The sequence below is a fragment of the Nostoc sp. FACHB-133 genome (genome assembly GCF_014698055.1).
Taxonomy (GTDB): domain Bacteria; phylum Cyanobacteriota; class Cyanobacteriia; order Cyanobacteriales; family Nostocaceae; genus Nostoc.
Window position 1 is genome coordinate 189504 of the sequence record NZ_JACJSH010000002.1, and the last position, 13156, is coordinate 202659.

9 protein-coding genes are annotated in these 13156 nt (G+C 39.0%); 3 read left to right on the plus strand and 6 right to left on the minus strand.

Features of this window, described 5'->3' with window-relative positions:
* Positions 1–155: 155 nt before the first annotated feature.
* From ppsA to kaiC, 5 genes are all read right to left on the minus strand, one after another.
* Positions 156–2597, minus strand: coding sequence for a phosphoenolpyruvate synthase (gene ppsA, locus H6G86_RS02875; protein ID WP_190933015.1), 2442 nt, complete (start codon positions 2595–2597; stop codon positions 156–158).
* 149 nt (positions 2598–2746) lie between these two features.
* A complete protein-coding gene (locus H6G86_RS02880; RefSeq protein ID WP_190933016.1) occupies positions 2747–5671 on the minus strand; it encodes a PAS domain S-box protein in 2925 nt (974 codons plus the stop codon).
* Between the two features lie 195 nt (positions 5672–5866).
* Entirely contained in the window at positions 5867–6226 is a 360-nt protein-coding gene (locus H6G86_RS02885) for a circadian clock KaiB family protein (RefSeq protein ID WP_190933017.1), read from the minus strand.
* Between the two features lie 2 nt (positions 6227–6228).
* Positions 6229–6552, minus strand: coding sequence for a circadian clock KaiB family protein (locus tag H6G86_RS02890; RefSeq protein ID WP_190933018.1), 324 nt, complete (start codon positions 6550–6552; stop codon positions 6229–6231).
* 27 nt (positions 6553–6579) lie between these two features.
* Positions 6580–8292: a circadian clock protein KaiC gene (gene kaiC, locus H6G86_RS02895; protein WP_190933019.1), complete on the minus strand. Its 1713-nt coding sequence runs from the start codon at positions 8290–8292 to the stop codon at positions 6580–6582.
* Positions 8293–8888: 596 nt separating this feature from the next.
* Here kaiC and H6G86_RS02900 point away from each other — a divergent pair.
* Entirely contained in the window at positions 8889–9278 is a 390-nt protein-coding gene (locus tag H6G86_RS02900; protein ID WP_190933020.1) for a response regulator, read from the plus strand.
* A 146-nt stretch (positions 9279–9424) separates the two neighbouring features.
* Here H6G86_RS02900 and H6G86_RS02905 read toward each other — a convergent pair whose 3' ends face one another.
* The gene (locus H6G86_RS02905) at positions 9425–10525 is read right to left on the minus strand and encodes an ATP-dependent 6-phosphofructokinase (protein ID WP_190933021.1); all 1101 of its coding nucleotides are present in this window, start codon (positions 10523–10525) and stop codon (positions 9425–9427) included.
* Positions 10526–10920: 395 nt separating this feature from the next.
* On the opposite strand from H6G86_RS02905, the gene hoxE reads away from it, so the two are divergent.
* Both hoxE and H6G86_RS02915 read left to right on the plus strand, forming a co-directional pair.
* The gene (hoxE, locus tag H6G86_RS02910) at positions 10921–11454 is read left to right on the plus strand and encodes a bidirectional hydrogenase complex protein HoxE (RefSeq protein ID WP_190933022.1); all 534 of its coding nucleotides are present in this window, start codon (positions 10921–10923) and stop codon (positions 11452–11454) included.
* On the plus strand, positions 11441–13069 hold the full coding sequence (locus H6G86_RS02915; protein WP_190933023.1) for a NuoF family protein: 1629 nt from the start codon (positions 11441–11443) through the stop codon (positions 13067–13069). Before hoxE ends, H6G86_RS02915 begins: the two co-directional genes overlap by 14 nt.
* Positions 13070–13156: the final 87 nt, after the last annotated feature.

Sequence of the window (13156 nt, forward strand, 5' to 3'; positions counted from 1 at the left end):
AATTTTTTAACGAACCGCCAAGGCGCAGAGGACGCAGAGAGAAGAAAGAGAAGGAAAAAATTGCTTAACTGAACTGTATTGGATTTAGACCCATATTCCGTTCTGCTTCACGGCAAGAGGAAGAGGCTCATTTCCCCCTGCCCCCTGCCTCTTTTTCAATTACCTTCTTCCGCACTTGCTATTTCTAAAAGATTTTTCAATACGGAGTCAGGGTTAAGACTGATAGAATCAATACCTTGCTGAACCAGAAATTGGGCAAATTCTGGATAGTCGCTCGGTGCTTGACCGCAAATACCAATTTTACGTCCGTGCTTTTGAACTGTGGCTATGGCTTTGGCAATCATCAGCTTCACCGCTTCATTCCGTTCGTCAAATAAATGCGCTACTAATTCCGAATCTCTATCTACTCCTAATGTCAATTGTGTCAAGTCATTCGAGCCAATTGAGAAACCATCAAAGATTTCACAAAACTCATCCGCTAATTGCACATTACTAGGTAACTCGCACATCACATAAACTTGTAAACTGTTTTCTCCCTGCACCAAACCATGCTTGGCCATCTCTGATAGCACACGCCGACCTTCTTTGGGAGTCCGACAAAATGGCACCATTAAAATTACATTAGTTAAACCCATGCGATCGCGCACATTTTTCATCGCTAGACATTCTAAAGCGAAGCCTTCACGATAGCGTTCATCGTAGTAGCGAGAAGCACCACGCCACCCCAACATCGGGTTTTCTTCTTGGGGTTCAAACTGCTTGCCACCCAAAAGGTTAGCATATTCGTTACTCTTGAAGTCTGACAGGCGCACAATCACAGGTTTGGGATAAAAAGCAGCTGCGATCGTGCCAATACCTTGAGTTAGTTTATCGATAAAGTATGCCGCTTTATCTTTGTATTGGGCAGTTAACTCAGCAATCTGAGATTTTGCAAACTCATCTTCTAATTTATCAAAGTGAATTAACGCCAGTGGATGCGTTTTAATATGATTAGCAATAATAAATTCCATCCGTGCTAATCCCACTCCATCATTAGGGATAGCGGCATAACTCAATGCTTCTTCTGGATTACCCACATTCATCATAATTTTGGTACGAGTGTGGGGCAAATTTTCCAATGCTAATTCTTTCACTTCATAAGGCAATAAACCTTGGTAAACTTTGCCAGTTTCACCTTCTGCACAAGAAACGGTAATTTCTTGTCCTGTTTTCAAAACGGTGCTGGCATTACCACAACCAACTATTGCCGGAATACCTATTTCTCTAGCAATAATTGCACTATGGCAAGTACGCCCACCTTGATTAGTGATAATTGCACTAGCACGTTTCATGATTGGTTCCCAGTCAGGATCGGTGCGATTTGTGACTAGCACTTCTCCAGGCTGAAACTGGTCAATTTGCTGCACATCCAGAATAACTCTGGCTTTACCTTGACCAATCATTTCACCCACACTCCGCCCTGTACTCAACACTTCACCTTTTTGTTGTAATTGATAAGTGCGGAGAACATTTTTTGATTTCTGAGATTGTACTGTTTCGGGACGCGCCTGCACGATAAAAAGTTCATTGGTAATCCCGTCTTTGGCCCACTCAATATCCATTGGTGTGTAGACACCACGAACTTTTGAGTAATGTTCTTCAATCAGACAGCAAGCTTGGGCTAGTTGTAAAATTTCTTCATCACTAAGGGCATATTTTAAGCGATCGCTGGCAACAACACTGATATTTTTGGTCAATTTCGATCCGCCGACATCGTAGACCATCTTGATTTCTTTTGTACCCAGGCGTTTTTCTAAAATTGGGCTATATCCCTGCTTAAGTGTAGGTTTAAATACCAAGTACTCGTCTGAATTGACCGCTCCCTGTACTACATTTTCTCCCAAACCATAAGCAGCAGTAATTAGTGCTACATCTTGAAAACCTGTCTCAGTATCAATTGAGAACATCACACCAGATGTTGCTAGGTCAGAACGCACCATTTTTTGTACGCCTACTGAAAGGGCTATGCTAAAGTGGTCAAAACCTTTGAGTTCCCGGTAAGAAATAGCACGGTCAGTATATATCGAAGCAAAGCACTTGTGACAGGCTTCTAGAATAGCTTGTAACCCGTGGACATTAAGGTATGTTTCTTGCTGTCCGGCAAAGCTAGCATCAGGTAAGTCTTCTGCTGTGGCACTAGAACGGACTGCGACATCAGTGTTTGTGCCATATTGTTTTTCAAGGTCTTGATAAGCTTGGGTAATTGCTTGTTGCAATTCTAGTGGAAATGGAGTTTGCAGTATTAAAGACCGTGCTTGCTGACCAATAAAATGGAGATTGTTCACATCTTCTACATTTAAATTGGCAAACAATTGCTGCAATTTTGGTTCCAAACCAGCACAAGAGATAAAGTAGCGATAAGCGTAAGCTGTAGTGGCGAATCCTGTGGGAACTTTAATGCCTTTGGGTACAAGCTGTTGAATCATTTCTCCCAAAGAAGCGTTTTTGCCACCCACTAGGGGTATATCAGCAATTCCAACTTCGCTTAAAGGTAATACCAAGTCTTTGTCTTGAGAAAGTTGATGAGTAGTTTTTTGATTAACTAGTGCTTCTGGCATGGAAAATTTCCTTTTATCAAGCTAATCACGAGGGTTATAGTCGTCTCATACTTATGGTTATAGAAAGATTATTTGAGGAACTTGTGAGGGTATAGCTAAATAATTTACAGAAAAATACTGCAAATATTAGGTAAGTCGCTATGCTTAATTTACAAAGGTAGCTTTAAGTAAAAAATACTACCTGATCCTATTTTACTTTCAACCCAAATTTGCCCGTTGTGTTGCTCTACTATATTGCGACAAATAGCTAGACCTAAACCTGTTCCACCTTGCTTGCGAGAATCAGAAGTATCCACTTGATGAAACCGCTCAAAAATAGATTCTAACTTGTTAGCAGGAATGCCTCTACCTTGGTCTTGTACCTTCAATAACACATTTGACGTTTGGCCATCTTTTCCTTTAATTTCTTCTACTGCTATTGATACAGTAGACCCTTGAGGTGAAAACTTAATCGCGTTACTCAGCAAATTAGTTAGTACCTGAATAATGCGATCTTTGTCAACTGTTAAGTTAATATTTTGAGGTAAGGCTAACAGATTTATTCCGGCATTGTTAGCCATTATTTGCATTAATTCTGTAGCTTCTATTAATAAGTCAGCAGCATTAACTTGTTTTTTATTTAAAGTAATTTTTCCAGATTGTAATCTTTCTAAATCTAAAATTTCATTTAATAGCCTGACTAAACGTTCAGAGCTTTCTGAAACAATTTTAATGATGCGTTTACCCTGGTCAGAATCAAGTTTTACCAAACCAGTTTTCAATAAGCTTAAACCTCCTTGGATTGAAGTCATGGGTGTACGTAATTCGTGACTAACAACTGAGATAAACTCATTCTTTATTTTTTCTAAAGTATAACGTTGGGTGATGTCTTCACCAATACTCATAGTACCTACTATTGCACCTTGTGAATCTTGTAGTCTTGTATTGTTCCAGGCAATTACGCGTTCTTCTCTAGATTTAGTAATAATTTTGTTCTGGTAGTGAGAATGTAATTCTTGCTCTAACGTTTCTACAAAAATATTTTGGATATTATCTTGCTGATATTGCGGTATAAAATTGGCAATCCACTCTTTACCTAAAATTTCTTCTTGGGTATACCCACTCAATTCTAAAAAGAAAGGATTAACGTATTCAACTTTCCCTGTCTTATCCAGTCCAATAACTAACAACTGCACATTTTCTAATAAGCTACGCCAACGGCGGTCTGCTTCACGCAGTTGAGCTTCAATTTTTGTTTGTTGGTTAATAGTTGCTGTCAGAATATTGATTAATCTATGCAAGTGTGTATTTGCTTGAGATAATTCAGCAGTTCGCTCTGCAACTTTAATTTCTAATTCTGCTTTTGATTGCTGCAAAGCTGCTTCTGCTTGCTTGCGTTGGGTAATATCCAAACAAATACCAAGCATCCGTATTGCTGTACCTTCGTCGTCATAGATACATGTTCCTTTAGCCGCAATCCAGTGAATGCTACCATCAGAACAAATAACTCTGTATTCCACATAATACTCAGATTTATTGTCTTTAGCAGCAATTACTTCCTGGTTCACTGCTTCTCTATCATCAGGGTGGAGACAGGCGAGAAAAGCTTCGTAGTTACTTGCAAACGTACCTGGGGCCATACCAAATAATTGCTCTTGACGACTTGACCATTTGAGATGATTAGTAAAAATATTCCAATCCCAAGTTCCCATTTGAGCTGCTTCTAAAGCTAATCTTAAATGTTCTTCACTTTCCTGCAAAGCAATCTCGGCTTGCTTTTGCTTAGTTATTTCTTTTAAAAAAATTGATATACCTTCCAAAGAAGGATAAATGCGTTTTTCAAACCAGCGTTGGGTTGATGGATAAAATTTTTCTACTTGAAGAAAACTTTGTTCATTTAAAGCTTGTAAATAATCATTATAAGAATTATGACTAAGTAAATCGGGAGATTCTTGCCAAATATTTTTACCAATTAAATCCTTTGCTTTCTTCCCGACAATTTCTGCTGCTTTTTGATTAACGTATGTATAGCACCAATTAGTATCAATTGCCACAAAAGCATCACTAATACTCTCTAATATATTAAATAAACGATTTTTGTTTGCTTCTGCTTCTGCACAAGCAGCTTGTTCACGGATTATCATCTGTGATATTCTTTCTTCTGCTTGCTTGCGCTCTGTGATATTCGTCAGAGTCACTACACTACCAATAATTTGGTTGTCTAAATTTAATAATGGAGTAGCACTCAGCAATAAATTGAATTTGCTACCATCTTGGCGGGTTAATAATACTTCTACTCCTTGGAAACATTGATCTTGTAGCAAGCTAGATAGTGAAAATACTTCTTGCTTTTGCTGGCAATTTGCTGATTTATCAATAAATAAACATTTTTCTATATTTTGATAGCCATTACAATAACTACATTGCAGTGGAAACGACAAATCAAATTGTTGAAATAATGGATTATTACCACACAATTTCTGTGCTACTTGATTGGCGCGAATAATTTGCCAACTGCGATCGCATACAATAATTGCTTCGCCTGCTTGTTCCAGAATAGAATTTGCTAGTCTTTCAGCCGCCACAATTTCCGCATTACGTTTTTGTTCGGTTAAGTCGGTTACTACTATGCAAGTAACGGCTACGTCATCTATTTGCAATGGCTTAAAAGACAAATAAACAGGTATTTGAGTTTCATCCTCAGCAATTAAGTAAACTTCTCCTCGACAAAATTCCTGCTTTGCTTGGCGAAATAATCCTTGAAATACCTGTTTTTCTTGTGGCGCTATGTAATCCTCAAAGTTAGAGCCGATTACTTTCTCTAGTGGCTTTTTAAGCATTACCGCTAACGGGTGATTACAGTAAAGAATTGTTCCGCGATCGTCTATTGTCACAGCGCCTTCATGCATCTCTTGCAAAAAAGCACGGTAAGGATAATCAGCATCTTGCAAAGTAAAAATTCGTTCTTCTTGAGCGCTAAATACAATTAAAGCATCTACCTCACCCATTCTGATAGCTCTAAAAGTCTCTTCTAATACTTGTACTTGATTACGTAGAGCTATATTTTCTAGTTCAAGTTCTTGGCGTGTTTTCACTACAATCACCTATTCACCGACTAATTACTAATTCGTAGTTCGTAATTGATGGTACAATACCCTCAACTCGTTGATAGATAAAAATAACTTTCCCGTGTATTTCCTACCTATAGCTTTAGCAATAGAGAAATACTTAAAAAGTATAGTTGTTCAGTTAAAAATAATTTTGAGCTATCTTTGAATCTCAGGATTTTTTCAAGAAATATCTAAAGCAACAATCACCTTATCAACATTTGTTAAATCGCCAATCAACTGTTGTAAAGGTGGCGGAAGCTCTTTGATTAAAGTAGGCACAGCAAATATATGGTCTTTTTCCAAAATCTCAGGTTGTTGGTATATATCAACAATTTCCATTTCATAGCGTCCTTTTAAATATTTTTCACAAATTCTTTTCAGCATTTGAATAGCACGCATTGATCTAAGGGTATTGCCAGCTACATACAAACGTAAAACATATTTTTGTATGTCTGTATTTGCTAGCGCTTTTTCAAAATCTTCTGTAGATTCTATAATTAGTTCATGTGAACTATCGTTAGTTTGATTTGAATTATTCATGGCTATCCTTCGTTGATATTTAATTGACGTAAATCTAGCCCTACTAAGACTTTTTCAGTATTGGATAAGTCTCCAATTATTTGCTTGACAGGCTCAGGTAATTTTCTCACTAAAGTTGGAATAGCTAATATTTGATCCCCCTTAGCTAATTGGGGATTTTGCATAAGGTCAATTACTTCAATAAAATATTTCCCTTCCAGGTATTCTTCACAAATTTTTTTCAGATTGGCAAATGCTTTTAAAGACTTAGGAGTTTGTCCAGCTACATATAGCCGTAACTCCCAACTTTCTTCTCCTGTATGGCTAGATTGAGATAGGGTATTCATATATTTAACCGTGATAAAAATCTCTATTCATGTGTCAGCTTGGCGCAAATGTAATCTTTGTTTTTGTTCCTCTAATAAAACTTGTTCTTGTGTCTTTTCGAGAGAAATTAACCTTTCAATTTCTTTCTTTTCAATTTCAAATTGAGCTTGTATAGCTTTGACTTGTGCTTCTGTCAGTAAACGTTTACGTTCAATCTCACGCTGTTTTTGCTCAATTTTTTGTTGGCGGGCCATAGCAGCAGATTTGTCTTTAGCTTCTTGTATAATTCTTGCTGTACCTGTTAGTACACCTTCCGTCCCTAAATACACATCTAATAACTGTAGCCCTTCAGTAGTTAAAATAAATTCTCGCACTTGATTAGAGTGTGACATACCGCGAGATTTAAGTACATGAATTAAACGGTTGCGCTCACCATTACTCTCTACAGTTCGCAGCAGTATCCAAGTATCTGCTAATGAAGAAATCCCTATCTCTGTATATTCTACAAAAGCACTATTAGCTTCATTTAAATTTGTAAAAATTGTTGTGATATTTTTTGTTTTCAAATAATCAATCAAGCGCATCATAAAAGATTTCATCTGAATATTGCTACTACCATAAGTTAAGTTAGATATGGGGTCGAGAATGACTGCATTAGGTTGAAAGTCATTAACTGTACTCAGCATATTCACAAGGTGCATTTCTAAACCATAAAATGTTGGGCGTAAGGCTTGGAATTTGAGTAATTTTTTATTAACCGCAGTCTCTAAATTGATACCAATAGAACGCATATTGCGAATAATCTGTTGGGGAGATTCTTCAAAGGCGAAATAAAGACATTTTTCTCCTCTTTTACAAGTAGCATCAGCAAAATGAGCGCAAAATGAACTTTTACCAGTTCCCACAGTACCGGAAATTAAGATACTGCTACCACGAAAAAAACCTTGTCCTCCTAACATGGTATCGAGGCGTTTGATACCACTAGGTATCCATTGGGTTGTGACTGGATAATCTAAGCCGACAGAGGTAATTGGGAGAACGGAAATACCATCTTCCTTAATCAAAAATGGATACTCGTTTGAGCCGTGTCTAGAACCACGATACTTAATAATTTGTAACCATCGGGTTGAAAGTTCATTACTGACACGCTGTTCTACGCGGATGACACAATCTGAAACATATTCTTCTAAACCATGTCGTGTGAGGCTATTCTCTCCACTTTCACTGGTAATAATAGCTGTGACACCTTTGGTTTTAAGCCACAGAAATAATCGCCGCAATTCGGCTCGCACGATCGCAGCGTTATTTAAACCACCAAATAATACTTCTAGTGTGTCGATGACTACTCTTTTAGCTGCGATCGCATCAATTTCATAGCCTAATCTAATAAATAATGCTTCTAGGTCATATTCGCCTGTTTCTTGAATCTGACTGCGCTCAACTTGAACGTGGTCAATTACTATTTTTTTTTCTTTGATTAATTCTGCTACATCCCACCCCAAAGAAGCAACGTTTTGGATTAACTCTTCAGACGTTTCTTCAAAGGCCATAAATACTCCTGGTTCATCAAATAGGGTAGCACCCCGTACCAAAAATTCCATTGCCATCAGTGTTTTGCCACAACCTGCTCTACCACAAAGTAGTACTGGTCTTCCTTGCGGCAACCCTCCATAAGTAATTTCATCTAAACCTTGAATACCAGTTGGGCATTTGGCAAGCGTTGTAGGTTTTAGTCGTGTATTATTTTTTTCTTTATTCATATCTCATCTAGATGCTTATTTGAGAGTAATCACAACAGTATGGGCTAGTATTTCTAATAAAAATTAACTCTAAAAACTACCTTGATTCTATTTCCTTGTACTAATTTATAGAAAGTTTGTGAGGATTTTGTGAAGAAGTGTAATCCTTTCGCAAAACCAATGTATTATCTGGAAAAATAGTTATTGAAAATGATTATCATCTTCTTAAAGGCTGTCTTGTTAAATCAGACGCGGCTGTAGTACTGCCCCAGAATCCCGTGATAAATATCCAACAGAATTCCTGTTTTACTATTAGATTTTTCTTGATTAATTCATTCTTATTAAGAAATTATTATCTTGCTCAACCTATAGCTACTAATTAGCAACATAGAAAGAATATTGGGTTGTGAGATATTTTTATTGCTAGTTATATTAAATTTATTTAAGTTTTTATCCCCTCACAGAATCTTCACAATTATTGGTTAACATCTTATTATTAGGATATTAGACGAATTTTCTAAGCTTATTACTTACAGCCACAATCAAAAGAAAATTTGCTAATCAATACTAGTGTTTGATTGATAAAAGTATCTGTAGAAAAACAAGGGGTAACAAATATGAAAAAGCGGCTATTGATAATTGAGGATGAAGATAGTGTGCGGGAAATTATTCAAATCTCGTTAGAATCATTGGCTGGTTGGGATATACTAACAGCATCTTCAGGTAGCGAGGGAATAAAAATTGCAGCATCTGAGCATCCTGATGCCATTTTACTAGATGTAATGATGCCTGAGATAGATGGGCCGACTACTTTTAAGCAGCTACAGGCAACTGCTGCAACCTGTGACATTCCTACTATTATGCTGACGGCTAAAGCTCAACCTAGCGAACAACAGCAGTTGAGAAATTTAGGAGTAGCAGGGGTAATTACTAAGCCTTGTCTACCCCAAGAATTAGTTGATGACATTTGTAAGATGCTTAATTGGAATCCAGTTATCCATCTATAAACTAAACGACTTTTATAAAAGTATCGAAATGTAGACTACAGTTTTAAAGACTCTACATAGATTATTCTATTAATGATGAAAAGGCTAGTTCTCTCAATGCAAAACCCTCGCTAATTTTCAGCTTCAGGCAATTTTGAACTGGATTTTTACAAAGTCTCATTAAATTTTGTCTTGACGATCGCTGGAGTAATGTCGCCAATGTAAGTACTAAGCGATTGCGCAGTTTCCACTAAGAAATTATTGGCATCTACAAAACATGGACTACAAGCCAAGACTGCTTCTAAAGGAACTGCTACAACTTGTCCATTTTGCCAGGCTACCATCTGTGCAGATTGCCCATCAGCTAATAAATCTACCGCAGCTTTGCCAAAAGCGGTTGCCACCAAACGGTCTAAAGCTGAGGGAATACCACCTCGCTGGATGTGTCCTAAAACGGAAACCCGAATGTCAATTTGATGGTTACTGCAACAGCGAAGTTCATCGGCAATATATTGACCCATACCACAGGATGGCTTTTCGCAGGATGGAGGGCTAGATGAATCGGCTGCTATTTGAGCGCCTTCTGCCACAACGACAATTGCAAATCTACGTTCCCAGCGATCGCGTAATTCTGCTAAATGTTCGCACACACCTCTAATTGTGTAGGGAATTTCGGGAATCAAAATCACATCTGCACCACCTGCAATACCGGAGTGTAGTGCTAAGTGACCTGCTTTGCGTCCCATAACTTCAACAATCATGACGCGATCGTGACTGGCCGCTGTAAATGTCAAACGATTTAGAGCATCAACAATCGTATTAACTGCCGTATCAAACCCAACTACTCTTTCTGTCTTGCCGACATCATTATCAATTGTTTTCGGAATGGCGATAAACTGCCAGTTTCCCTGGCTTTGTAGTTGGTTGAGAATTGCTAAACTGCCATCTCCACCAATACCAATTAAGGCATCTAGTTCTAAAGCATGATAGCCTGCAACAATCTCGTCAATATGAGCTAGAGTATCGCCTTTGTTGATACTACCCAGAATTGTACCCCCCATATTCAACAAGGGGTCAATCCCACGTAGGTCTAGACCATGTATCCTCAGAGGAATTGCCTTTCTCTCTAAAAGCCCTCTAGTTGCATAAGGGATACCCACTACCTGCCAGTTATAGGTGAGGGTGGCGTGACTAACAACTGCCCGAATCACAGCATTAAGTCCGGGACAGTCGCCACCACTGGTAAGAATGCCAAGTCGTTTTTGCATAGTCATCACACCTCAACAATAAAAGTAGAGGAACCACTGACTACGTTCTATCTGTTGTAGCAGGTGGCGTGGCAGAAAGTAAGAGGCGGAAGATTAGGATTTCTTCTGCCTCGGCATTTAAACCCTGTTTTGTCTATATATTGAGGTTAAGCTAAAAATCTGTGGAAGTTGTGAGGATATAAACTTATAGCGTTGATAACGCGGCGAAAATTAGGCATTATTTCCGAAATCATAAGTCTTTTCTCTGGATCTCTGCGCCTGGAGCCTGGTTAAATCATATCCTTATCCAGCAAAGCCAAAAATTTACTTCCTCTCCTCACAAGTTCCTCAAGTTGTTTTCTTATCATCAAAACTGTGAGACTCGTAATATCCTGAAGAGAGGAGAGGCTCAAAGGATGAATTCAATATCTGGTGTTAAAAGTAACAACACAACAAAAATATCTTCTATAACTCATGGTGATAAGCGCTTTAAAATGCTGGAAGCAACTATCAAACGCTACCAGTATGAACAGGATGCACTCATTGAAATATTGCATAAAGCGCAGGAACTTTTTGGCTATTTAGAAAACGATATATTAATTTACATTGCTCATAGTCTCAAACTGCCACCTAGTCGAGTTTATGGTGTTGCCACGTTCTACCATTTGTTTTCACTTGCACCTAGTGGCGTGCATACCTGTGTGGTGTGTATGGGTACAGCTTGTTACGTCAAAGGCGCTCCAGCTATCCTGGCAAAAGTAGAAAAGTCTACTCACATTCACGCTGGTGAAACCTCCGCAGATGGTCAAATTTCACTGTTAACAGCAAGATGTCTGGGTGCTTGTGGAATTGCGCCTGCTGTAGTTTTTGATGGCACTGTTTTAGGCAATCAAACTGCTGAATCAGTCCTTGAGCGCATCAAAGGATGGTTGCAAGATGGATCTACCTGAATTAATTGAAATTTCCGAAAAAGAACGTGCTTTAGAGAAACCTGTGCAAATTCGCTGTTGTGTTGCAGCTGGTTGTCTATCTGCCAATTCACAAGCCGTCAAACAGCGTTTGGAAGAGGCTGTTACAGCAGAAAATTTGGCAGAAACAGTAGAAGTTCGTGGCGTTGGTTGTATGCGTTTGTGCTGTAAAGGCCCATTAGTACAGGTTAGGAAAAACACCGAACCAGAAAGTCTAGGTAAGCTTTATGAGAAAGTTACACCTAGTGATGCCTCCTCAATTATCACTGCTCTCAATGGAGGAGAAACAACAGTTCAACAAGGTGATTTAACTCATCCATTTTTTACTGCTCAGATGCCGATTGTTTTAGAAAACAGTGGCGAAATCGACCCAGAACGCATTCAATCTTATATTGCTACCAAAGGTTATCAAGCGCTTTACCATGTCTTACGGGAGATGACACCCAACGAAGTAGTAGATGCGATTACCCGCAGTGGTTTAAGGGGACGTGGTGGTGCTGGTTATCCTACAGGTTTAAAATGGGCAACTGTTGCGAAAGCAAAAAGTAGCGAACAAAGCGATCGCAAATTCGTAATTTGTAACGCTGATGAGGGAGATCCAGGGGCATTTATGGATCGCAGCGTCTTAGAAAGCGATCCTCATCGCGTTTTGGAAGGAATGGCGATCGCAGCATATTCTGTAGGCGCAAATCAAGGCTACATCTACATTCGGGCAGAATATCCTATCGCTATCAATCGTCTGCAAACTGCCATTCGTCAAGCCCAACGCCTTGGCATCTTAGGCACTCAAATTTTCAACTCTCGATTTGATTTTAAGATTGATATTCGTATCGGTGCAGGGGCTTATGTTTGTGGTGAAGAAACTGCTTTAATGGCTTCTATTGAAGGTAAACGCGGCACTCCTCATCCCCGTCCGCCCTACCCTGCTGAGTCTGGTTTATGGGGTCATCCGACTTTAATTAATAACGTTGAAACCTACGCCAATATTGCACCCATTATTCGCAATGGTGCTGACTGGTTTGCCAGCATTGGCACCGAAAAGAGTAAAGGCACAAAGGTTTTTGCCTTGGCAGGCAAAATCCGTAACACAGGTTTGATAGAAGTACCGATGGGAACTTCATTAAAGCAGATTGTGGAAACAATGGGCGGTGGTGTACCAGATGGCGGTGTGGTAAAAGCAGTACAAACTGGCGGCCCTTCCGGGGGATGTATCCCAGCCACAGCTTTTGATAGTCCGGTAGATTATGAATCACTCACTCAATTGGGTTCGATGATGGGTTCCGGCGGCATGATTGTTATGGATGAAACTACCAATATGGTGGATGTCGCCCGCTTTTTCATGGAATTTTGTATGGATGAATCGTGTGGTAAGTGCATTCCCTGTCGGGTAGGAACGGTGCAGTTGTATCGGTTGTTAACAAAGATGAGTGAAGGTAAAGCATCTCTTGCTGACTTAGAATTGTTGGAAGAACTATGCGACATGGTGAAGCATACTAGTTTGTGTGGTCTTGGGCAGTCTGCACCCAATCCGGTATTTAGTACCTTACGTTATTTCCGTGATGAATATTTGGCTTTGATCAACGAACCCATTAGTTAAAGCTCATATTAGAGAGTGTGACTAAGTTAGTCACCTTAATTAAACAATGTGTGTTCGTCTGGAAGGGATTTATATATTGGTGCATTT

Excerpts from the sequence above, each read along its gene's own strand:
- ppsA (WP_190933015.1), bottom strand. The coding sequence starts at position 2,597 with ATGCCAGAAGCACTAGTTAATCAAAAAACTACTCATCAACTTTCTCAA.
- kaiC (WP_190933019.1), bottom strand. The coding sequence starts at position 8,292 with ATGAATAAAGAAAAAAATAATACACGACTAAAACCTACAACGCTTGCC.
- H6G86_RS02890 (WP_190933018.1), bottom strand. The coding sequence starts at position 6,552 with ATGAATACCCTATCTCAATCTAGCCATACAGGAGAAGAAAGTTGGGAG.
- H6G86_RS02900 (WP_190933020.1), top strand. The coding sequence starts at position 8,889 with ATGAAAAAGCGGCTATTGATAATTGAGGATGAAGATAGTGTGCGGGAA.
- hoxE (WP_190933022.1), top strand. The coding sequence starts at position 10,921 with ATGAATTCAATATCTGGTGTTAAAAGTAACAACACAACAAAAATATCT.
- H6G86_RS02915 (WP_190933023.1), top strand. The coding sequence starts at position 11,441 with ATGGATCTACCTGAATTAATTGAAATTTCCGAAAAAGAACGTGCTTTA.
- H6G86_RS02885 (WP_190933017.1), bottom strand. The coding sequence starts at position 6,226 with ATGAATAATTCAAATCAAACTAACGATAGTTCACATGAACTAATTATA.
- H6G86_RS02905 (WP_190933021.1), bottom strand. The coding sequence starts at position 10,525 with ATGCAAAAACGACTTGGCATTCTTACCAGTGGTGGCGACTGTCCCGGA.